This is a genomic window from Fortiea sp. LEGE XX443 (genome assembly GCF_015206815.1).
Lineage (GTDB): Bacteria > Cyanobacteriota > Cyanobacteriia > Cyanobacteriales > Nostocaceae > Nostoc_B.
On the sequence record NZ_JADEXZ010000042.1, the window covers coordinates 17313 to 38783 of the forward strand.

General features: G+C 37.5%; 20 protein-coding genes. 7 read left to right on the forward strand and 13 right to left on the reverse strand.

The features are described from left to right. Nucleotides 1-24 precede the first annotated feature (24 nt). The 3 genes from IQ259_RS16205 to IQ259_RS16215 all read right to left on the reverse strand — a co-directional run bounded on the left by IQ259_RS16205 (nucleotide 25) and on the right by IQ259_RS16215 (nucleotide 3315). The gene (locus tag IQ259_RS16205; RefSeq protein ID WP_193886558.1) at nucleotides 25-975 is read right to left on the reverse strand and encodes an ABC transporter ATP-binding protein; all 951 of its coding nucleotides are present in this window, start codon (nucleotides 973-975) and stop codon (nucleotides 25-27) included. A gap of 155 nt (nucleotides 976-1130) precedes the next feature. After that, nucleotides 1131-1985 (reverse strand): mechanosensitive ion channel family protein, encoded by an 855-nt coding sequence (locus tag IQ259_RS16210; protein WP_193886560.1) that lies wholly within the window; start codon nucleotides 1983-1985, stop codon nucleotides 1131-1133. Between the two features lie 463 nt (nucleotides 1986-2448). Beyond that, nucleotides 2449-3315: a mechanosensitive ion channel family protein gene (locus IQ259_RS16215; RefSeq protein WP_193886562.1), complete on the reverse strand. Its 867-nt coding sequence runs from the start codon at nucleotides 3313-3315 to the stop codon at nucleotides 2449-2451. Between the two features lie 210 nt (nucleotides 3316-3525). Here IQ259_RS16215 and IQ259_RS16220 point away from each other — a divergent pair, with 210 nt between their 5' ends. Continuing rightward, nucleotides 3526-4224 carry a glutathione binding-like protein gene (locus tag IQ259_RS16220; RefSeq protein WP_193886563.1) on the forward strand — a complete coding sequence of 233 codons (699 nt, stop codon included), beginning with the start codon at nucleotides 3526-3528 and terminating at the stop codon, nucleotides 4222-4224. A gap of 120 nt (nucleotides 4225-4344) precedes the next feature. Here IQ259_RS16220 and IQ259_RS16225 read toward each other — a convergent pair whose 3' ends face one another. Continuing rightward, nucleotides 4345-5247: a class I SAM-dependent methyltransferase gene (locus IQ259_RS16225; RefSeq protein ID WP_193886566.1), complete on the reverse strand. Its 903-nt coding sequence runs from the start codon at nucleotides 5245-5247 to the stop codon at nucleotides 4345-4347. A gap of 391 nt (nucleotides 5248-5638) precedes the next feature. On the opposite strand from IQ259_RS16225, the gene IQ259_RS16230 reads away from it, so the two are divergent. Continuing rightward, nucleotides 5639-6436, forward strand: coding sequence for an alpha/beta fold hydrolase (locus tag IQ259_RS16230; RefSeq protein ID WP_193886568.1), 798 nt, complete (start codon nucleotides 5639-5641; stop codon nucleotides 6434-6436). A 198-nt stretch (nucleotides 6437-6634) separates the two neighbouring features. Here the strand turns inward: IQ259_RS16230 and IQ259_RS16235 are convergent, their stop codons facing one another. The 7 genes from IQ259_RS16235 to IQ259_RS16265 form a co-directional block, all read right to left on the reverse strand. After that, nucleotides 6635-6907 carry a type II toxin-antitoxin system PemK/MazF family toxin gene (locus IQ259_RS16235; protein WP_339383920.1) on the reverse strand — a complete coding sequence of 91 codons (273 nt, stop codon included), beginning with the start codon at nucleotides 6905-6907 and terminating at the stop codon, nucleotides 6635-6637. 66 nt (nucleotides 6908-6973) lie between these two features. Next, the gene (locus IQ259_RS16240) at nucleotides 6974-7207 is read right to left on the reverse strand and encodes a hypothetical protein (RefSeq protein ID WP_193886572.1); all 234 of its coding nucleotides are present in this window, start codon (nucleotides 7205-7207) and stop codon (nucleotides 6974-6976) included. A gap of 133 nt (nucleotides 7208-7340) precedes the next feature. Continuing rightward, nucleotides 7341-8075 (reverse strand): peptidylprolyl isomerase, encoded by a 735-nt coding sequence (locus IQ259_RS16245; RefSeq protein ID WP_193886575.1) that lies wholly within the window; start codon nucleotides 8073-8075, stop codon nucleotides 7341-7343. 73 nt (nucleotides 8076-8148) lie between these two features. After that, nucleotides 8149-8754: a helix-turn-helix domain-containing protein gene (locus tag IQ259_RS16250; protein WP_193886576.1), complete on the reverse strand. Its 606-nt coding sequence runs from the start codon at nucleotides 8752-8754 to the stop codon at nucleotides 8149-8151. A gap of 746 nt (nucleotides 8755-9500) precedes the next feature. Next, nucleotides 9501-10622: a T3SS effector HopA1 family protein gene (locus IQ259_RS16255; RefSeq protein ID WP_193886578.1), complete on the reverse strand. Its 1122-nt coding sequence runs from the start codon at nucleotides 10620-10622 to the stop codon at nucleotides 9501-9503. 723 nt (nucleotides 10623-11345) lie between these two features. After that, entirely contained in the window at nucleotides 11346-11594 is a 249-nt protein-coding gene (locus IQ259_RS16260) for a hypothetical protein (protein ID WP_193886580.1), read from the reverse strand. A gap of 762 nt (nucleotides 11595-12356) precedes the next feature. Continuing rightward, complete coding sequence (locus IQ259_RS16265) at nucleotides 12357-13073, reverse strand: response regulator transcription factor (protein WP_193886582.1); 717 nt, start codon at nucleotides 13071-13073, stop codon at nucleotides 12357-12359. Between the two features lie 537 nt (nucleotides 13074-13610). Between IQ259_RS16265 and IQ259_RS16270 the strand changes: the two genes are divergently transcribed. Then, nucleotides 13611-15995: an NACHT domain-containing NTPase gene (locus tag IQ259_RS16270; RefSeq protein ID WP_193886583.1), complete on the forward strand. Its 2385-nt coding sequence runs from the start codon at nucleotides 13611-13613 to the stop codon at nucleotides 15993-15995. A 192-nt stretch (nucleotides 15996-16187) separates the two neighbouring features. Then, nucleotides 16188-16643, forward strand: a complete 456-nt coding sequence (locus tag IQ259_RS16275; RefSeq protein ID WP_193886585.1) for a rhodanese-like domain-containing protein — start codon at nucleotides 16188-16190, stop codon at nucleotides 16641-16643. 92 nt (nucleotides 16644-16735) lie between these two features. Here IQ259_RS16275 and IQ259_RS16280 read toward each other — a convergent pair whose 3' ends face one another. Both IQ259_RS16280 and IQ259_RS16285 read right to left on the reverse strand, forming a co-directional pair. After that, a complete protein-coding gene (locus IQ259_RS16280) occupies nucleotides 16736-17365 on the reverse strand; it encodes a ribonuclease H-like domain-containing protein (RefSeq protein WP_193886587.1) in 630 nt (209 codons plus the stop codon). Nucleotides 17366-17550: 185 nt separating this feature from the next. Continuing rightward, on the reverse strand, nucleotides 17551-18087 hold the full coding sequence (locus tag IQ259_RS16285) for a CAP domain-containing protein (RefSeq protein ID WP_193886588.1): 537 nt from the start codon (nucleotides 18085-18087) through the stop codon (nucleotides 17551-17553). A gap of 405 nt (nucleotides 18088-18492) precedes the next feature. Between IQ259_RS16285 and purB the strand changes: the two genes are divergently transcribed. The 3 genes from purB to IQ259_RS16300 all read left to right on the forward strand — a co-directional run bounded on the left by purB (nucleotide 18493) and on the right by IQ259_RS16300 (nucleotide 21241). Further along, a complete protein-coding gene (gene purB / locus IQ259_RS16290; protein ID WP_193886591.1) occupies nucleotides 18493-19788 on the forward strand; it encodes an adenylosuccinate lyase in 1296 nt (431 codons plus the stop codon). Between the two features lie 239 nt (nucleotides 19789-20027). Further along, nucleotides 20028-20576, forward strand: a complete 549-nt coding sequence (locus tag IQ259_RS16295; RefSeq protein ID WP_193886593.1) for a DUF4126 domain-containing protein — start codon at nucleotides 20028-20030, stop codon at nucleotides 20574-20576. Nucleotides 20577-20773: 197 nt separating this feature from the next. Then, complete coding sequence (locus IQ259_RS16300; protein ID WP_193886594.1) at nucleotides 20774-21241, forward strand: hypothetical protein; 468 nt, start codon at nucleotides 20774-20776, stop codon at nucleotides 21239-21241. Nucleotides 21242-21471: the final 230 nt, after the last annotated feature.

Sequence of the window (21471 nt, forward strand, 5' to 3'; positions counted from 1 at the left end):
CTTTAAATTTTGAAGGATTATGCTTCATGATGCTTGTTTATGACCTAGCTTGAGAAAAATAGTTTCTAGGTCTTCTTGAGTGCAATGAAACTCAGTAATGAGAATACCAGATTGAATAAGCGATCGCAGTAATTCTGCACAAGCTTCTTGATCACCAGAAAAGTTCACTCGGACGCTGTTATTTCCGGGTAAAATTTCCCATTCTTCGACGAAAGGATGATTTTTTAATTCACTGATAACTGCGTCTATTTTTCCCAAAGTTGACAACATAATTTGTTGCCGAGATAAACGCTGGTAAAGTTGTTTTAGCGAGGCGCTTTCGACTAAAAAACCCAATTCCATAATGCCTACAGAAGTACACAGTTCTGCTAAGTCGCTCAGAACGTGGGAAGAAATCAAGATTGTCATCCCAGCTTCTTGCAACGCTTTAATAATTTCGCGGAACTGCATTCTGGCTATGGGGTCAAGCCCGGAAACAGGTTCATCTAGTAATAGTAAAATTGGTTCGTGGATAATAGTTCGCGCTAAACTTAGGCGCTGCTTCATTCCCCGCGACAGTGTAGAAATCAGGCTGTTGCGTTTATTACCCAGTTGGATGAGTTCTAAAACTTCGTGTAGACGTTGGGTGCGGCGAGGTTCTCGCAAACGATATAAACGAGCAAAATAATCTAGGTAATCCCAGACTGTCAAATCTTCATACAGAGGATAGTCATCGGGTAAGTAGCCAAGACGACGCTTGATAGTGGGATTACTCTTGTCACGTACCATGCGATCGCCATTAATATAAATCTCACCCGTAGTTGGTTCCTCAGCAGTCGCCAACATGCGGATGAGAGTCGTTTTACCCGCGCCATTCGGCCCAATCAGTCCATATACTTCACCCGCTTGGATTTCTAAATCAACATCATTAACGGCTACGTACCGTTCAAATTGCTTAGTTAGTCCACAGGTGCGAATTGCTAATTCTTTTACCATAGCTGCTAGAGTACGGCAGTTGATTACACACTAACCTAGCCTCTCTCTACAGCTGTTGTCAGTCTCGTTTCGGAAATTGAAACTGACTATATGTAAAATATAGTAGAATTACTAAGCATTATTGCTTAACAAGTTTGTGAAAGTATTAAGTATGATTAACTCATCAAAGATGCAGATGAAACACCGGGCTTTGACCCATCTGGTGATAAGCTACTAAATGCGTAGCGTTGCTCAGGTATGGGATAACCAGCCTCGCCAAAAGTTTCACGGATAGCTTTATTGGTGTCGAAATAGACTTGCCAGTAGTGATCATTATTGCAGTAAGGACGAACGGCTAATACTGGCCCTGCCAAATTAAATGTGATAATTTCGACATCTGGTGCAGGATTATCTAGTACATTAGGGATTTGGCTGATTCTGGCTTTTAAACGAGCGATCGCATCATTATGATTAACATCGTGATGAAGTTGTACTAGTAAGTCAACTCGACGGTAAGCATTCGCCGAGAAATTCTGGATATTATCCGAAAAAATCTTATTGTTGGCGACAATTGTCAACACATTATCTGGGGTGTTGATACTAGAGGTGAACAGTCCAATTTCTGTAACTGTACCTGTGACACCTGCGGCTGTGATAAAGTCACCCACTTTAAATGGACGAAACACAATTAAAAATGCGCCAGCGGCAAAGTTTGCTAACAGTCCACCCCAAGCTGCGCCAATTGCTATACCAACTGCTGCGAGTAATGCAGCAAAAGAAGTCGTTTCAATGCCAAAAAAGCCGAGAATTGCTACTATGAGAACAATTCTGAAAGTTACGGCAATAATATTAATCAAATAGTTAATGAGTGTCGGTTCAACCTGTTGACTGCGGAACCATCGCCGTAATAGCTTTAATCCAAAATCAATCAACTTCTGAGCAACAATCCATAGAAGAATTGCACCGATAAGTTTCAGCCCAAACTGAGTTAGAAGTGCAATAGCAACTTGACCAATTTCATTTAAATTCATACACTTTTATTTTTTATACAGGCATTCAAAAATAACAGCAATTAAGCAAAAAAAATGTACAGATAATTTTTGATTTTCTGTAGTTGTCATAATAGTTTGAATATTTAGCATACTACTCTACCTCATTCCCAAGTAGTATTTATAAATTCTGCCTTTTGGCAGAGATGTATCAAAAGAAATATGGAGTATTAAGTCCAGTATCAACAAGCTATGTAAGCATTTTTATATGATTCTCTAACTTAAAAAATTGCCCGCTAACTATTAATATATTTCCTAGGTAAAATTCTCGAAAATATTGTTTTAAAAGTATTAATTAAGACTAATTTAATTTTATGAATATCTTTGAAACTAGTTTGAAAAAGCGAATAAAAAAGTAGATAAAGTAACTACTCTACCTACTTTTCTATAAATATTTTATTTTGAGAACAACTTCCAAATTTAGTTTGGCTTGACTATTGCAAACTTAACTCATTAAAGATGCTGATGAAATAATTGATTGTGCATCATCCGGTGTCCCATTTGATAATTGGTTACTAAATGCGTAGCGTTGTTCAGGTATGGGATAACCAGCCTCGCCAAAAGTTTCACGGATAGCTTTATTGGTGTCGAAATAGACTTGCCAGTAGTGATCATTATTACAGTAAGGACGCACTGCTAATACTGGCCCTGCTAAGTTAAAAGTGATAATTTCGACATCTGGTGCAGGATTATCTAGTACATTAGGGATTTGACTGATTCTGGCTTTTAAACGAGCGATCGCATCATTATGATTAACATCGTGATGAAGTTGTGCCAATAAGTCAACCCGACGGTAAGGATTAGCCGAGAAATTCTGAATATTGTCCGAAAAAATCTTATTATTGGCGACAATTGTTAAAACATTATCTGGGGTGTTGATACTAGAGGTGAACAGTCCAATTTCTGTAACTGTACCTGTGACACCTGCGGCTGTGATAAAGTCACCCACTTTAAATGGACGAAACACAATTAAAAATGCGCCAGCGGCAAAGTTTGCTAACAGTCCACCCCAGGCTGCGCCAATTGCCACACCTGCTGCGGCTAATAATGCAGCAAAAGAAGTAGTTTCAATACCAAAAAAGCCAAGAATTGCAACAATTAAAACAATTCTTAATGTTACGCCAATGATATTGAGCAGGTAGTTAATTAGAGTAGGATCGACATGCTGAGTGCGAAAAGCACGTCGGACTAACTTGAGTGCAAAATCAATCAACTTCTGTGCGACAATCCAGAGGGCAATGGCCCATAAAATTTGCACTCCAAACTGCGCCAACATCGGAGCAGCAGCTTGTGCAATTTCTTTTAAATTCATAACCTTTTTTATTTTTGGCTAGTTTTATCAAAAACATACAAGAAACTGAGCCAAAAATGCCGATGAACAGTTTTTTTTTAACCTTTGCTGCGACATAGCGCATTTAACAGTTCACAGACTTACCAAACAATATGACTGTTGCCCAATGAGTGCGGATTTTGAGGCTTATGCAATTTAGAGCTTTTTTACTTTTCCCAGGGGAATTAAATCATGATTGAGCTTTACTATTGGACAACACCCAACGGTCATAAAATAACGATGTTTCTGGAAGAAGCGGAACTACCGTACACCATTGTGCCTGTAAATATTGGCGCTGGGGAGCAATTTCAACCAGACTTTCTCAAGGTTTCTCCTAATAATCGTATCCCGGCGATCGTTGATCATGAACCAGCAGATGGGGGTGCGCCAGTGTCGGTTTTTGAATCTGGCGCAATTTTGCTATATTTGGCTGAAAAAACCGGGAAATTAATCCCTCAAAATCTCAGAAAACGGGTAGAAGTGCTTCAGTGGTTGTTTTGGCAAATGGCAGGTTTGGGGCCAATGGCGGGGCAGAATCACCACTTTAGCAACTATGCTCCCGAAAAAATTGATTACGCAATTAACCGCTATGTCAACGAAACAGGGCGCTTGTATGCAGTGCTAAATAAGCAACTGGCGGATAGAGAATTTGTCGCTGGCGATTATTCCATTGCTGATATTGCCGCTTATCCTTGGATTGTGCCTTATGAACGCCAAGGTCAGAAACTAGAAGATTTTCCCAACTTACAGCGCTGGTTTGAGACAATTAAAGCTCGTCCAGCAACGATTCGCGCTTACGAGAAAGCCGAAGCTTTCAAAAATCAGGCAATGGATATTGAAAAATCACGAGATTTGTTGTTTAATCAGTCGGCAAAAACAATTACAAACTGAGTACAGCACAAAAACCCAACATCCTAATCCATGTTGGGTTTCGCGTTGCTGTAGCTGCTTGTTTTATTATTGCTGGAATTGCGATCGCCTTACAAAAAACAGCGCCAACATCATTCGCACTTAAACATGGCGTGTGGCAATACACATTAGTGATAGGGCTGCTTGTGATGAATTAGGATTTATCCCTGACAATAACTGAGCGTAGCGATACTTCCAGTTAGACTTGCCATAATTACCCTGAAAAATTTCTGCACCCAACTGATGGTTATGGGGATAAATTTTAACAGTAAAGCCAAGCGGTTCCAGGGTTTTGTGGAAAAGTTCTGATGTTACACCATCACCAGGTCGATGGTGAACCTCGCTTGCTAAACCCCAAGTTTGCTCCGCTACTGAGGCGTGTCCGCCTCGTTTGATTAGGCGATACAATTCTAAACGTGACCGCCATAACCACATACCTAACCCCTTGAAATTCCAAGCACTCAGATGAGGGTCGTGATCTGTGATTAACATACCACCCGGACGGACTAAACGAGCTGCTTGCCCTAAAACCACATCCATCTGCTCACAATGATGCAATGTCGCATTAATTACTACAATATCAGCAAAACTAGAAATAAAAGGAAGGTTGTGGGCATCTGCTAACACAGGTGTATAGCCAAGAGATTGAGCCATTTCCAGCGCTCTGTAGCTCACATCTACGCCAATTAGTAATTTCGGCGTTCCCCCCAGTGTGGCAAAGAGATTGCCAGGGCCACAACCGATGTCTACCACAATTTTGTCATCCCAACTACCTGTAGCCGCCAGCCAGCGAGACTTGAATATATCATCGCGGTGACAGGCTTCAAAGTAGTTTTTCGCCCATTCAGGATGCCCAAAATAATAGCTGTTGGCTTTGATAGCAGGACTCTCGCTAGGAATTGGGTAAGCGAGAATGCTTTTTGCGTCTGCATCAATACTAAGATCAGAAGCAAGGTAAGGTTGCAAGATTGAATATGAAGAAGTTTTGATGGCTAATACCTCCATTTAGATTTAGAAAATGTTTTAAATTCATGAACAAAAATACTTCTAACCTAGGGGTTTAGCTCCACTTTATATGTTTCGATAAAACGTATTTACATATGCTTAAGTCCATATTTCAAGATATGGGAAAAATACAATATCACCAAAAATCATCAAATTAATCTATCTCTTGTTTCATCCATTAGTCTTCAGTAAAATCCCCCAATTACAAATTGGTTATACCATTTATGTGGCTATTTATTAATAAAAGATTGGGTATAGTAAATTGACTAATATTGAAATAAAACAAGGCATATTCTTTTTTATTTGTGCTTAATTTTGTTTGTATTACAGAGTAATTTAGATGCGCTTGTTATAGGAAAATAACTAATGAATAGCGATTATTAATTAACTAATGCCAAAAATTCAAGTTAACGAAATTGAATTATTTTACGAAATCAAAGGTACAGGGGAACCTTTGCTATTAATTGCTGGGTTTATGTGCGATCGCTCCTATTGGTCACTATTGTTACCATATCTTGTTTCCCAATATCAAGTGATTCGTTTCGATAACCGAGGTATAGGGCAAACTTCTGCTCCTGATAGTCTTTATAGTATTCAGCAAATGGCAAATGATACGGCAGTATTGCTGGATATTCTCGGTCTTAATCAGGTACACGTCGCGGGTCATTCAATGGGTGGACAGATTGCCCAAGAACTCGCCATATCATATCCTCAAAAAGTTAAAAGTTTGATTCTCTTCTCTTCTTTAACTAAAGGTAATGAAAGATTTAATAGTATTATTAAAGCCTGGGGTGATATTACCGCCAAACTAGACTTAAATCTATACGAACAACTCATATTACCTTGGATATTTACTGATGATTTCTATTCTATTCCTGGAATGGTAGACCAACTAATTGAGTGGGCAATTAACTATCCTTATGCACCAAAAGCACATGGACTGTACCATCAAAGCCGAGCAATTATCAACCATGATGCAACAAGTAGAATTAAATACATTAATTGTCCAACTTTAGTGATGGTAGGAAAACAAGACATTCTCACTCCAGTCAAATTCTCTGAGCAACTTGCACAAGGTATTCCTTTAGCTGAACTGATAGTAATTGAGCATGGTGGTCATGGCTTTTTAATTGAATCAACAGAAGTCATTGCTAAAGCCATACTCAAATTTTTAGGAAAATTTCAATAATTAGTTTAATTGATTAATGATATTATCCTTGGGTGAATTATGGAAAACTTCAAAAAAACAATAGCCAACTTAGCAAGCAAAGACCTCGAAATGCGAAAAAATTGTTATTCTCCAGCAGCAGAGGCTTATAACAAAGCAAGACTCATTAATAATGTTGTAAATTCTCTAGAGAATTAGAGTTTCAAGTCTTGCTTGCACTTATTCCACTAATTCTTCTGAAACTTTCTCAACAAATCTGACCCTTCTTTTTTTGCAATCTAATGTTTTAATTTGATCTGCTAAAACTACGCCTTGTGTTATCAAACCCTCGTAGAGAAGAACTTCAAAACTAAGACCTTTTGAATTACTGCTAATGGGACAAGTTAACACTAACGAAGATATCTGGTTATATCTAATTGGAGACATAACAAGAACAAGGCGATAACCAACTTGCTCACGACCCTGTTGCTGCGTTTCATTGTTTAACGTAATCTAGAAACAACTGCTGTCATGATTGACCTCAAGCATTTTTTATAGTTACACACTAAATTCAGAAAATTACGGTGCAACCTCTTTCCTCATGACGTATATACTTTGAACATACTGATTCCAACATGGAGTATCAATAAACAGTAAAAATTTAATAAAGAGTGTGTAGTGTGTAGCTAACACCTCAAATCCTTTGATAATCGCTGTAATCTCTTTATTAATAAATGGTTTAACTGACTTAGGGCTAACTTTACGTGCTTTTAGACCATCATAGAGATTATTTTTAGCCAGGCTTTTCGCCATAACACACTTAAAACAGGCTTTTAGATACCTCAGGCGTTCTTCTACACTGGTTTTTAGTCTTTAAGCATACCCTTGATCGAGGTGAAGTCACGAGTTCAATTTTCTTCACGAGCTTTTTGAAGAAATTAGATAATTAGATTTGCACCACAATTTTAATTTCATCAAGTTGTTGCTTTAACCAAGCAGAAAAAAATTCTCTTAGAATTTTACAGCGTAGTTCTTCGTCTAAATGAGGCTGAATAATTTCTTCAACCCAAATGAGATGAACTCCTTTTTGTGTGACAATTGGTTTGAGAATCTGCGGTGGATGAGCAGTAAAGACACAATCTGCGATCGCTGGACTAAAGTTGCTACGGCATCGTATCCCGCAATATCCACCAACGCGGCGCAGTTCAGGTTCTTGTATGTATCGCTGGGCAATATCTGGGAAGCAGATTTTATTCTCTTGCAGTGCATAAAACAGTTCCCAAGCCAAGTCTTCATCATCTAAAACAACTTCGTAAGTAATAGATGCAGCATAATCAAGTAGATGTTCAAAAAAGAAAGGTTCAACTTGCTCCGCAAATAGATGATTGGCTAACTTTGCCGAAAGCAGGGAAATTTGGACTAATTCTTTGAACTCATTTAGAGAAAGATAATGTTTTTCTAGCCACGCTTCGGTGTCTTTAGCTTTGACAAGTTTTTTTGCCAATCGCATTTTATCTGCTGTCTGCTGAAGCTCTCCTGTCTCAACTTTTATGCCTGCTTTATCAGCAGCATCGGCAATAATTTTACGAATGGCTATTGCTTCAATCATATCGGGAATTTGGCAGGAAAGTTTAATTTGATACAAGATATCTTCACCAGAAATAATAAAAAAATCAGTCATTACTTAATTCCCATTTTTTAATAGAGAGCCAACTTTCAGATTGTGTCGCTAAAATCTTTCATTTGCAACAAAATTAGTGGTTAGTATTAACAAAATTGAGTGACCATTCAAAACTATTAACATCACAGGGCAATTGTAGGTCGCATATGGTAATGTCAGAATCTTGAATATCGGCAGTTTCTTGTTTACAATTATTGTTTCTTTGTTTCGTAGACAGTCCCATTTGTTTAAGCAAACGACTGATGTGGCGTTCTGTAATTTTAATCCCAATTTCACTTGCTAAATGTTTGCTTAACCATTGCGCCGTCCAGCTTTGAAATGGATAGCCATACTCATGAGGACTATGAGTTACCAATTCTTTTAAGCGTTCTATATATTGCTCGTTAACACTCTTTGGCCTGCCTATTCGTTGTTCCTGCCACTGGTGAGCTAATCCAGCCTTTGCTACACCACTCCAATATCTTGCCATATGGTAAGAACAACCTAATATTTGACAAATTTTACTTGGAGAATTCCCTTGATCTGCTAGTAACATAATTTCGATTCGACGACGGTATTCAGGTTGTAAACTTGCTTGGAGGTTTTTTAGTAGAACTTTTTGCTGAAAAGGTGTTAAAAACTTGCTGGTATTAAAGTTATAGTTTTCAAAATCTAGAAATTGATTGATTTTATGTGACATATAAATTACAAACCTCATCCAACTCAAAAAACATCCCAAATTGGTGTTCTTGCAATAACAGCCATTTAATGACTCTGTTTAGCTCAATTTTTTTGAAAAATATATTCCACTAGTCTCCTCTATAACCTGATTTAGTTTTTAGCTTTTTTATGCCCAGGTTATAGTGAAGTACAATTTAACGAAAGTGAATTGCTTTGCTAAATAGCAAATTTTTTCCTTTCTTTAAGTAACTTCAATATTAGTAAATGACTTTTAGCAATCACAGCCATAAATAGTAGTAAAGTAATTTATTGAGGTTTTATTGAATTTCTATCCTCGGAAGGATTAAAATGATTAGTGATTTATTAGTATACAGAACTTACGTACAAATTACGGAATATCGTAGACGCGGTAGCAGTTTGCCGCAGCCTACCACAGAGGACGCAGAGGACACGGAGAAATAAGAATTTGGGAAGGTTTTTGCGTAAGTTATAATATAAATAAAAAAGTGTTTAAATTATATAAAATAATTGATTTATGGCATGTGAATTTAATATCAAAAAAAATCATGATGTCACTAATACCAATGATCTCTTAAAAAAAGCCCTTAGTCTAAGATAAATACTTGAGACTAAGGGCAATTACTAAAGGCTAACAATCATAAATATGCAATTTAACATTTTCTTGTCTATGACTTAGTTTAAAAATGGGCTAATTTCAGCTTATAAGTTTTACTATGCCATAGACTCTATGCCACAAAAAACTATTTATAAAGCTAATATTGCGTAAATATCTTGAGAGTTGGAATTAAGATAAGGACGTTGTAATTCAATTTCCTGTAAGGCAAATTGTTTGATCATCAAAGCCATACGATTTTCTTTTGATTCATCTTTTTGTCGGAAAGCGTCCAGTAGAGCATTGGTAATAATTTGACAACGGTTTAAGCCAAAACTTTCGTTTTCAGAAAATTTATTATCTGGTTCTTCTGCAAGAGCAAGTCCTGGCGCAAGTAATTTTGTGAACAGAGGTACTTCGTCTTTAAAATGTGACTTATACTTTACATAAATATATTGCAACACTTGTTGAATAACTGGATATTTGTTTTTTTCAAAGTAAAGCACTGCTGTATCGTAACGCTCGTAGTCTGAAGGATTGTAGAGCGCTTTAAAAGTGAAGGGGATAAACATGTTGTTTAATTGGTGTGTTAGGTTGTTCATCACGGCAACTGCACCTTCAGGACTTAAATTAAAATAGACGCGTGCAAGGTGTGAATCCATGGCTGTATCAGCACGACTTACTCCAGCATTTCCAACCGCCATATAAAAACCGTTCTGTACTAAGTTACGAGGCATTTTGATCGCCACTATATCTCCAGCGATCGCATTTTGTTCGGTATCTTGAAGATGGCGATCGCGTTCTATATGCAAAGTCAAGTCACCTTTTTTCACCACAACAGAGCGATCGCTCTCTTCCTTTAAAACTTGCCAATCAGGATCAAAGTACCCTTTACCTTTGTTAGACAAGTGCAATTGCTCATAAAAGTCCACATCTACTCCAAGATAAGTATTATTTTCCAGATTCTTAGATATTGTCGAACTTACTGGATTTATATCTAAAGACAGAGTAGTTCGTCCAGCACCGCAATAGTAGATGCTGTAGAGAAAATTGCACAATTGTGAATTCAGAAACTTGTACTGAAGGTTTAATGGTAACTGCTGAAAACGCGAAATTGCCTCATCAGGAAGTTTTAAGGGTTTATAATTTGGGTGAGAAATGCAAAAGTTGGATTGAATCTGAATTTTAGTGGCTATATCTTCCAACGTAGTTAGTAATGGCTGGTTCGGAGGATTTCTAGGTTGTAATTTCTGCGAATTTAGTAGTTGCGTCATTTTCTGTTGTTAATTAAAACTAGCTTAAAAAGAGAGAATAGAGATATAGAAGAAAGTTATTCATTTTTGGTTATGGGGTTTTTCCATGATTAGCTGACTAGGAAAATTACACTCATGCTGAGTGAGTAAAGTTGTTATTAATCAGACAACATTAAAAGCATGGCTTAATTTTTCTGCGATCGGTTATTTTGCTATTGTCCCAATTTTTTTCACTAAAGTTACCTGTGAAAATCGGGTAATCAATAATAGTTTTGTTAGTTAATAATACAACATTGCTTGAAAACTTTTTCTATCTGCAATTTTTCTGAAGAGGAGATACAATTTTGTGACCGACTTTGAGAAGAATCAATAAATGACTTGATTATCGACATAATATCAGAGATAGCACATTTGACTAACTCATACTCCAATAACTTTTGTTCGCAGTTGCTATCCTGAGAAGAATCTATAGTTTTTCCTCCATGTATCATAACGGAATCTGTATCAGATAATTCTTGGAAAAAATTTTCACAACTATGAAATGGTTCAGCAAGAGTAGAGTGTAGTTCAGTTAATGTTCTAGCCATTGTTTTTACTCTCTAAATCATTATTGATGTTATTGATAGACTGATTAATTTGAGCAGGATAAAGAAATTAAAGACTTAATCCTGCTCATAATCTTACTTGAGTAGGATTCAGTAATCATAAGCTGAACCCTATTCAATAGAGAGATTTCAACTATTCCTATTCAGCAGGAGGGGGAGTAGGACCATTAGGGAGAACAGGAGCAGCGCTAAATGTCTTAGCGATGGAAACAATATTATTCAGTGCATAAACATTTACACCGAATTCCAACAATTTGTTGATGTCGGGGCCTGCTCCTCCCTGCAAGTTCATCGCATCTGTGTCAGCTAGGTCTTGCAGAAAGCTTTCAGCATCCATAAACAGTTCAGAACCAGCAGGATTGAGTGCAGATTTTTGGGTATTAGCCATTGGTTTTTCCTCCAATTAATTTGAGAATAAAAGATGAGTATTTGTTTGCGATTAAGCTTCAATTGCTTAACCTCACACTTGTATTTTTAGTTAAAAAATATCAATTTACAAGCATAAAGCCTTGATTTATTCGACACAAATTGACTATTTATGTCGAAGTCAATCTTTTAAATATGTCCTGGCTATTTTTTGTTTTTTTAATTAATAGATATAGATTTAAATTTGCTCTAAACTTAGGTAAAAACAGTTCCAAAAATGACTATTTATGGGCAAATCAACCCAACTATTCAGATAAAGGCATAATTCTAAGTAGAAAGGTGCAAATAAACCGAACTATGTAACGGAAAGTAAAGTAGCTTGAAAACCTCTTCCCTTCTGCCTTCTGCCCTCTGCCTCCTGCCTTGTCATAACGACAATTTTTAACACCGACCTACTTACTGTCTTATGCTTTGATTTCTCAAATATTATTTATGAGTGAACTAAATAAAGACTCGGAATAATTTTCTAAAACTTATTCTGAGCAAGCTTTTTAGCCTGAACAAAGCTACTAGCAGCAGCTTTACTACCTTTCGGAAGCGATGTATATCCCAAACTTTAGAGACATAATTAGACAAGTTTTGTCTTTAAAAAAGGCGTAAGACTTGCTGTAATGCGTTTAAGCGCAAAGCCTAAGTTGAGCCGAGACATCACTATATTTGGAGATTTAAAGTAAAAAGTACTTGCTCTGCTTGAATTTGAGTATTTGCTATTGTCTTGTGCTTATTAACCAGTTGTTGCTTCCGGCAATTCAAATTTATAACCGAAGCCGCGAACTGTCTTAATAAACTCAGGTACATTATGATCAACTTCTAGTTTTTTACGGAGTTGGCCAATGTGTACGTCAACAACCCGTCCATCTCCCACATAGTCACAACCCCAAATTTTTTTGATGAGTTGTGGACGACTCCACGCTTGACCAGGATGACTCGCTAAAAAATGTAAAATATTAAACTCCAAAGCCGTCAAATTTAGAGGTTTATCATTTAGTGTGACTTCTCTACCTTCTGGGTTAATTGCTAGTTGCTTGAACACTAGGCGCTGTGCAGGAGAAGGAGTGATGCAACGTACGCGTCTTAAAAGTGCTTGTACTCGAACTTCAACTTCTGCCAAGCTAAACGGTTTCGTTATAAAGTCATCAGCACCCGCAGTCAGAATTTTAATTTTATCTTCTTCCGCATTTCTACTAGTCAGTATCATTACTAAGACATTAGTACGGCTCTGCATTTCCTCACACAGACTGTAGCCGCTGATATCTGGCAAATTCCAATCCAAAATTACTAAAGCTGGATTAAATTGCTCAAACAAAGATAGAGCAGTTTTTCCATCTGCCGCAGACTCTATTTGATATTTTCGGCAGAGAAAGCGATATATAAGATTACGTACACCAAAGTCGTCGTCTACAACAAGAATTTTAGGATTTGTAGCAGGAAGCATGACCATAACGTTTTAGCCTATTATTTATCTGGCAACTCGCGGTTGATATAGCTTTTTTGGAGTACGAGAAGCCATCCTAAAGAAGTCCATATTACAAAATTTTTTAGAATTTTTTGACATTTACCTAAGCTAAGTACTTAAGCATAAAACAGTTTTTTGCCAGATATTGCCACTGTTATACTGAGATACACTTAATTTTCTATTAAATTTATAAAAACTTCAGCTATTATAGTGCATACCAAATGTATAAGTTTTGTATGACTTTTGTATGTTCTTGAAAATCAAAGTAGTATCTAATACCTTAATATTGGAAATAAGTTAAATTCCTTGACTATTTCTTAAAAACAAATAACCTTCAGACAGAAAGTAAATTGCTCACCAACCAAGCTCTCAACTGACTGCACTTATAAATCTGGTAGGATGTTTTACTCTAAAATTTCCAAAATTTATTTCATTTGGAAAAGTACGGACATCTGTCTAGGGTATGTCTACTTACAACCACATTCTCGAATGTAATAAAAATCACTTAAAACAGATGGTAGTATGACAAGCCAAGGACTAAGAGCTTCTTCAGAAGGCATCAGGGTTGCAAAAACAGCCTTAACTGACAAAACTTTAAGTCAACACAAATTAGCAACAGCTTTAGGTATCACGCGTCAACCAGTATCTAAGTTTTTTGCAGGTGAGCCAGTTTCTCGTAGTTGCTTTGTACAAATTTGCCAACATTTAGGGTTATCTTGGCAAAAAATTGCTATTCCCCTGGAAGGTATCACTTCAGACGCAACTGCTAAATTACACGCCAAAAATATAGATTTAAATATATTGGTGCAGGAAATTCGTCAAAAGCGCCAAGACAAAATTCAAGACCAGTGTGGTACTCTGCAAATGTTGGATATTGGCCAGGTAATTCAATTGGTCGATATTTATACTACTGTTCATGTCTCAGAAAAGATTACTAGCCAAAAATGGCTAGAGATTGCAGATTTGTTGAAAGACTTCAGTTTTGAATCAGGCTATAAGCAACTCGGACAAGATCAGCTTATAGAAAAATTACCAGGGTTAGAACTTGCATCGCTTTACTCAAAGTTGATGGTGTTAGGTAAACCTGGTTCAGGTAAAACAATATTTTTAAAATATTTGGCGATTGAGTGTAATAAAGGGGAATTTCAAGGAAATTATATAGCCATTTTTATCAGTCTCAAAGACTATGTGGAATATTTTATAGATAATAATGACTTTAGTTTGTTGAAATATATTAGCCAAGAATTTCTTAGTTGTGGGATTAGTGCAGAATCAACACTAAGTATATTAACTGAAGGCAAAGCACTGATTTTGCTAGATGGATTAGATGAAGTATTAGCTGAGGATGTAAATCGGGTTAACAGAGAAATTAGGCAATTTTCTCAGATTTATTACAAAAATCGGTTTGTGATCAGCTGTAGAATAGCTGCTCAAAAATACAAATTTCCGGGATTTACGGAAATTGAAATTGCAGACTTTGATCTGCAACAAGTTGAAGATTTTGTAAAAAAATGGTTTGTCACAGTTGTTCATAAATCTAGGGAAGAAGGGGAAGCTATAGGGAATTTACTAATTCATCAACTGCATTTACCAGAAAATAAGCAATTACGAGAATTAGCCGCAACACCAATCCTAATACATCTAATTTGCTTATTCTTCCAAACAAAATCTGAATTTATATTTAAACCAGCTAAATTGTATGAGCAAGCATTAAATATTTTGTTGAGTCGATGGGATAAAATCAGAGGCATTCAAAGGTATTCATGTGATTTGAACTTAGCTAATAAAAAAAAGCTACTGGCTCATATTGCTGCTGTTACTTTTGAAGAGGGAGATTATTTTTTTGAACAAGAAAAAATTCAGTTGTTAATAGATCAGTATTTAAGTAAACATTATTATCTTTTTTCAATACCTTCAGAACTTAGCAATCAGCAATTTCCAAATAGTGAAGTATTACTGAACTTATTTGAGGTGCAACATGGTTTATTAGTGGAGCGATCGCAGGAAATTTATTCTTTTTCACACCTGACTTTACAAGAGTATTTAACTGCAAAAAATATTGTAGAAAATTACAAAGATAATTCTGTAAATCAGCTAATTATTCACATAACTGAAAAACGGTGGCAAAATATCTTTTTGCTTGCTGTAAGTATGTTACCAACTGCTGATGAAATGCTGCGGTTAATGAAACAAAAAATTGATTTTTTAGTAGCTGATGACCAGAAAATCCAAAGTTTTTTACTATGGTTACATCAAAAATCGCACTCAATACCTACTCAGTATAAACTATTTGCTCTTCGGGCTTTTTACCTGGTTTGTGTTAGTCGTTCACTAGAGGTGTTTCTTAAAGGTAGTAATTTTTCTCAACACCAAATTTTCTGTCATTCATTTAGCTATAGTCTTGAGCCTACTATTATTGATAATTTAGCATTTAATCCAGAACTTGCAGTTGACGAGTTTCTTACTAGTACTTTTACTTGTGCGGGTGAACTAGAGTTTGGCTGTCATTATATCTTGAATGATGTTATTATTTTTGATCATGCTCATGCCTTAAATATTACATTTGATAAAGCTTTGAATTTGGTTGTTGAATCTAAATTTAAGCAATCTCTACATTATCTTAAAAAACAATTGCCGAATATCCAAAGCCATCCTCATAAAATTCGCAAATGGTGGACAGAACAGGGTAAATTCTGGATTGAGAAATTCAGAGAAGTGTTAATTAAATATCGGAATATTTGTCATGATTGGCAGTTTAATAAACAGCAAATAGACTTACTTCAGCAATATTATAATGTTAATAAGTTACTGATAAACTGCCTCAATAATTCTACAAATATTACGCCAGTAATTCAAGAAGAAATAAAAGAAGAATTGCTATTAGCGATCGCACAGCTAAAAAAATAAATGTATAGATATTTTGGAGTTTAAAATATGTATTTTTTAAAATTAGGTTTAGAAAATTTTGAACATGACAAAAATCTAAAAAATTAGCTAATGTGCCAGAAGAAAGACTTTTAGAATATTCATACTAAAGAAAGAGCAATTAAGTGTGTTGATATCGTTAAATTGCTGTTAGGAATCAATTAGGGATATTTTATGACTAACAATCTAGTAAGCGGTATTATTCCTCCACAGCCACCCATAGAGCCTCAGACTGATGTTCATGTCCTAAAATCTCGCTTAGAATGGGGCGAACCAGCTTTTACAATTTTGGATGTGCGCGATCGCCAGACATATAACGAAGGTCATATCATGGGAGCAATGCCCATGCCAATCGATGAATTAGCAGAGCGCGCAGTACCATCTTTAGCTAAAAGCCGCGATATTTATGTTTATGGTACTAACGACGAAGAATCTGCTCAATCTGCACAAGTTTTACGTTCTGCGGGTTTTGAACATGTATCACAACTCAAGGGTGGTTTAGCTGCATGGAAGGCAATTGGCGGCCCAACAGAAGGTATTGTTGAATCTAGAACTCCTGCAGGTGCAGACGACTATAATGTTGTCTCTCGTCTGAAAAACCATGTAGAAACTCAGCAAAAAGAAGTATAAATTTTTGGTCAACAGTCAATGGTCATGAGTAATCAGTAAACCAAGGTGGTGAGGCAAGATTTACTATGAACTATTGACTATTGACCTTTGAACTAATGTTCAAATAAATCTTTGAACTGTAATAAATCTAATGAAACTACAGTTGGTAGAACTTGAAAGCATTCTTGTGCTAATTGCCAACGTTCTTCTCGTTTGAGCATTTCACTCAGCTTGTGTTGGACACTTATTAAATAGCGTACATCATTGGCAGCATAACTTAATTGCGCTTCAGTTAAATTAGCAGCATTGCCCCAATCAGAGCTTTGGGCGCTTTTATCGAGTTCTACTTGTTCTAACTCTTGTACTACCTCTTTAAGTCCGTGGCGGTTGGTGTAAGTACGGGCTAACTTACTCGCAATTTTGGTACAAAAAACAGGCTGGACGTAAATATCCAAGTTGTAGCGCAAAGTAGCAAGGTCAAAGCGAGCAAAGTGAAATATCTTCAGCACATTCTTTGCTTCGAGGAGTTGCTTTAAATTGGGGGACTCAGTTTGTCCTCTAGCAATGCGGATTGCTGTTACTTTACCATCCGAGTTGCACAGCTGAACGAGGCATAAGCGATCGCGCTGTGGTAATAACCCCATTGTTTCTGTATCCACAGCGATTGTCTCAGATTTTAAGTACTCACTCAGGATAGAGTCATTAATATCGCGATCGCAAACCTGAAAATCGGGTAATGTCATGAATTACTCAACAATAAATGCAGTGTCTTCCACAAAAGAATACCCTTAGACACCACATGATTTCAGCAACTAAACTATGATTTCTCTGAGGTGACGTAGTATTTAGGCTGAAATCACATATCACGAAGTCAAGATTTATGGATCAGCTTTTACTATAGTTTATGGATAGGCTTATTTAGCTTGAGCTAATTACTCAGCAGGAAAATTTGCGTTAAGTAGACTTCGCCTTGCTGATTAGTAGCCACACCAACGCCTGTCAGGTTGTAATTACCTTTAATATTCTTCAAATGTCCAGGACTATCTAACCAACCAACGACAGCTTGACTAGCAGGATTACTGTATCCCTGATTAACTGCAACATTTTCACCCGCACTATTGAAGCGAATCGAAATAGCTGTGACTCGCTTTTCTAATCCGTGATGGCTAAACTGAACTTTCCCTTTAGCCATATCTTGACTGTGAATCCTTGCTTGTTGAGAGATATTAGCATTCAGAGTTAACTTTGGCAGTTTTTGAGAAACTCGATAGCGATTAATTTGTTCAAAAACTGATTTCTCTAATGCAGTCGTATCAAAGGTAGTGGTTGATGTAGCAACCTGACTAGAAGCAAGCTGTTGACTTGTTTGGTTGGTAGAAGAGTGGCTTGGTATGGGAGTATTCATGAATCCACTAGCAAGGACAAGCGTACTTAAAGCGATGCCAAAAGCAGGTTGTCGAAACATGGAGAATTACGCAATATAAATGATTAAGACCTATACTCTACCTTCGAGTTTCCAGAATACATAACAGGATATTCTTAAAAATTGCTTAACAGAGGTCATTTTGGCAAATTCTGAGGTTCTCTAAAAATACTGCAATTTCAAAAATGGGCGTTGCTGAATGAACGGATGAATTGATTAGGGACAGGGGGTAGGGAGAAGAGGTGACTGTAGGTACAAACCGAACTTCGTTCCGCTCCGCTAACACCCCTTGTGGGTGGCTTTTCTCCCCTACTCCCTGCTCCCTTCCTCCCTGCTTTTTTATTCAGGGACACAAAGGAAACAAAAAATACTTTCTCTGTTCCCTTCTTGATGTATATCTAGGCTAATTAGACTGTAAAATATGACAGTTGTATTCTGCCGCGAACGTTGATTGAGCGTTATACCTTGCCCGAAATGGGCAACCTGTGGACTGAATTTTATAAATTCAAAACCTGGCTTCAGGTAGAGATTGCAGCTTGTGAAGCCCAATCGGAACTGGGTTACATTCCCTCTAGTGCAGTTGAAGAAATCAAAGCCAAGGCTAATTTTGAACCCCAGCGGATTCTAGAAATTGAAGCGGAAGTCCGTCATGATGTCATCGCTTTCTTGACAAATGTCAATGAATATGTAGGTGAAGCAGGACGTTATATTCACTTAGGTTTAACAAGTTCGGATGTACTGGATACAGCCTTAGCACTGCAACTGATTGCCAGCTTAGATATATTATCCCAACGCCTGGAAGATTTGACTAAGGCAATTCGCCACAAGGCACGGGAACACAAGCGTACCGTGATGATTGGCCGATCGCATGGCATCCACGCCGAACCAATCACCTTTGGTTTTAAGTTAGCTGGGTGGTTGGCGGAAGTATTGCGACACCAAGAACGCTTGAAAATTCTCCGCGAAACCATTGCTGTCGGGAAGATTTCTGGTGCAGTGGGAACCTATGCCAATATTGAACCGCGTGTGGAAGCGATCGCTTGTCAAAAACTGGGACTCAAACCCGATACAGCTTCCACACAAGTAATTTCCCGCGATCGCCATGCCGATTATGTGCAGCAATTGGCATTACTCGCTGCTTCCATTGAACGCTTTGCCGTGGAAATCCGCAATCTGCAAAAAACAGACGTTCTGGAAGTTGAAGAATTCTTCGCCAAAGGCCAAAAAGGTTCCAGTGCAATGCCCCACAAGCGCAACCCCATCCGTTCCGAACGGCTGACGGGGATGGCGCGGCTGGTGAGAAGTAATGCTGGTGCAGCCTTAGAAAACGTTGCTTTGTGGCATGAACGAGATATTTCCCACAGTTCTGTAGAACGAGTAGTTTTGCCAGATGCCTGCATTTTGACTCACTTCATGCTGGTAGAAATCACCGACTTGGTGAAAAATCTGCTGGTGTATCCCGAAAATATGGCGCGAAATCTCAACTGTTATGGTGGTGTAGTTTTCAGCCAGAGAGTACTACTCACCTTAATAGATAAGGGATTGAACCGTGAAGAAGCTTATGCGATCGTGCAACAAAGCGCCCACGCTGCTTGGAATAAGCCAGAAGGCAATTTTCACGATTTGATTAGTCAAGATCCGCGAGTCAACGAAAAGCTTTCACCAGCAGAAATTGAAAAGTGTTTTGATCCGCAGCACCATCTCCAGCATTTGGATGAAGTTTACCAACGGTTGGATATTTAATCTAATCCCCCCTTTTTGGGGGGATGATCAGCAAGTTAAAAGTTAAAACTCAAAATTCAAAACAATAAAACTGAGTAGCAGTAAGAAATTTAGCTCTAAAAGTGAGCAAACAACATAAATATATAAAGATACTTAAAATATTCAATATCGATCGCTAAATAATTTCTACCTCTGCTGGAATTATCGCCAGTGGTGGGTAAGATGAATAACAAATATTTGCTGATTTATAGAACTTCCTAATGATTGAAATTCTTGCCATGCTTTCTGCTTCTGCGGCAGCAGGAATGAGAATAGGCATACCTCTATTGATCATCGGACTGTTGCAGGGCAGCAACTTGTGGTCACAGATTCCAATTTTATCTCACATTTCCCCACCAATTTTATTAGGCTTTCTCACCAGTTGGTCATTATTAGAATTATTGGCTTCTAAAAAACTGTTGGGACAGAGAATTATCCAAGTAGTTCAGTTATTGTTATCTCCCCTTGTGGGGGCAATTATGGGGTTAGCAGTCGCTTCTGCCACAGCCGCACCCAATTGGTTGATTGCCTTAATTGGTGGATTGTTAGCTTTAGTATTACAACTTGTACAAGTTGGTTGGTTTTATCGCTTGCGTGGCTTACCTTTGTGGGCAATTTTTCTGCAAGATACTCTTTGCATTGCTCTAGTGTTATTTGCTTTTGATGCTCCTTGGCAAGGTGGATTAATTGCTTTAATATTGCTTTGGTTTGCCGTGCGTAGCGCTAAACAATGGTATGACTGGCGTTATAAAAGGGGAAGTATAGATTAACAATTTAGTTTGTGAAAATATAGAGACTAAGATCCCCGACTTCTTTGAGAAGTCGGGGATCTTATTTTTTCCAAGTGATTTAAGATTGCTATAAATTTCTAGTATTTAAAGCGTTATCTAGAGTTATCGGAAAGATTAGCGATCGCTCTACAGCTTTGGGAATACTGGAGTTAAGAGTATACAAGGTTGTAGTAAATATGGCAGAAAATCGTATCAGTGCCAATCTTTCCGCAGCAGATAGGGATGCAGTTATGCAGGCGATTACCACTATCCGCGAAAAGTTACCGTTCTTGGTAGATTTGACAATAGAGGAGCGTAAATCCTTGCCTAAGCTTGGGGACAAGAGTCGAGCGTTTGTCAGTAAAGCGTTGGAAATAGCTGCACAAAACCCTGACTTCTTACCTCGTTCTTTTGACTTAGATGAAATGCGGCGCGATATTGAGCTATTTGAAGCTTTGTATCCCATTATGATTTCTTTGACCCAACTGCAAGAATTGGTGGATGATACATCCGTGGCTGTGGGCAGTGAAGCTTATGCGGCGGGGTTGATGGTTTACAATTATGCTAAAGCCAGTGGTAAAGGTGCAGGTTTAGATTCGATGGTCGATGATTTAGGACGCAGGTTTGCGCGTAAATCGAAAAAAGTGCAACCACAAGCATCGTAAATAGAACAATTAACACGACAATTCAAGCTCTAAACTCGGATGTTTCAGTTTCAAGTGAAACATTCCAAGTTCAGAGCTTGTCTTTTTTAGTTTCAAGTGAGAACGTTCTTGTTTTAAGTGAGGACGTTTTTGTTTTAAGTGAGAACGTTCTTGTTTGAAATAAGAATGCTTCTGTTTCAAGTGAGAACGTTTTCACTTGAAGTTAAAGTATTCCTTTTTAGAATTAAACA

Excerpts from the sequence above, each read along its gene's own strand:
- IQ259_RS16205 (WP_193886558.1), bottom strand. The coding sequence starts at position 975 with ATGGTAAAAGAATTAGCAATTCGCACCTGTGGACTAACTAAGCAATTT.
- IQ259_RS16210 (WP_193886560.1), bottom strand. The coding sequence starts at position 1,985 with ATGAATTTAAATGAAATTGGTCAAGTTGCTATTGCACTTCTAACTCAG.
- IQ259_RS16215 (WP_193886562.1), bottom strand. The coding sequence starts at position 3,315 with ATGAATTTAAAAGAAATTGCACAAGCTGCTGCTCCGATGTTGGCGCAG.
- IQ259_RS16220 (WP_193886563.1), top strand. The coding sequence starts at position 3,526 with ATGATTGAGCTTTACTATTGGACAACACCCAACGGTCATAAAATAACG.
- IQ259_RS16225 (WP_193886566.1), bottom strand. The coding sequence starts at position 5,247 with ATGGAGGTATTAGCCATCAAAACTTCTTCATATTCAATCTTGCAACCT.
- IQ259_RS16230 (WP_193886568.1), top strand. The coding sequence starts at position 5,639 with ATGCCAAAAATTCAAGTTAACGAAATTGAATTATTTTACGAAATCAAA.
- IQ259_RS16240 (WP_193886572.1), bottom strand. The coding sequence starts at position 7,207 with ATGGCGAAAAGCCTGGCTAAAAATAATCTCTATGATGGTCTAAAAGCA.
- IQ259_RS16245 (WP_193886575.1), bottom strand. The coding sequence starts at position 8,075 with ATGACTGATTTTTTTATTATTTCTGGTGAAGATATCTTGTATCAAATT.
- IQ259_RS16250 (WP_193886576.1), bottom strand. The coding sequence starts at position 8,754 with ATGTCACATAAAATCAATCAATTTCTAGATTTTGAAAACTATAACTTT.
- IQ259_RS16255 (WP_193886578.1), bottom strand. The coding sequence starts at position 10,622 with ATGACGCAACTACTAAATTCGCAGAAATTACAACCTAGAAATCCTCCG.
- IQ259_RS16260 (WP_193886580.1), bottom strand. The coding sequence starts at position 11,594 with ATGGCTAATACCCAAAAATCTGCACTCAATCCTGCTGGTTCTGAACTG.
- IQ259_RS16265 (WP_193886582.1), bottom strand. The coding sequence starts at position 13,073 with ATGGTCATGCTTCCTGCTACAAATCCTAAAATTCTTGTTGTAGACGAC.
- IQ259_RS16270 (WP_193886583.1), top strand. The coding sequence starts at position 13,611 with ATGACAAGCCAAGGACTAAGAGCTTCTTCAGAAGGCATCAGGGTTGCA.
- IQ259_RS16275 (WP_193886585.1), top strand. The coding sequence starts at position 16,188 with ATGACTAACAATCTAGTAAGCGGTATTATTCCTCCACAGCCACCCATA.
- IQ259_RS16280 (WP_193886587.1), bottom strand. The coding sequence starts at position 17,365 with ATGACATTACCCGATTTTCAGGTTTGCGATCGCGATATTAATGACTCT.
- IQ259_RS16285 (WP_193886588.1), bottom strand. The coding sequence starts at position 18,087 with ATGTTTCGACAACCTGCTTTTGGCATCGCTTTAAGTACGCTTGTCCTT.
- IQ259_RS16295 (WP_193886593.1), top strand. The coding sequence starts at position 20,028 with ATGATTGAAATTCTTGCCATGCTTTCTGCTTCTGCGGCAGCAGGAATG.
- IQ259_RS16300 (WP_193886594.1), top strand. The coding sequence starts at position 20,774 with ATGGCAGAAAATCGTATCAGTGCCAATCTTTCCGCAGCAGATAGGGAT.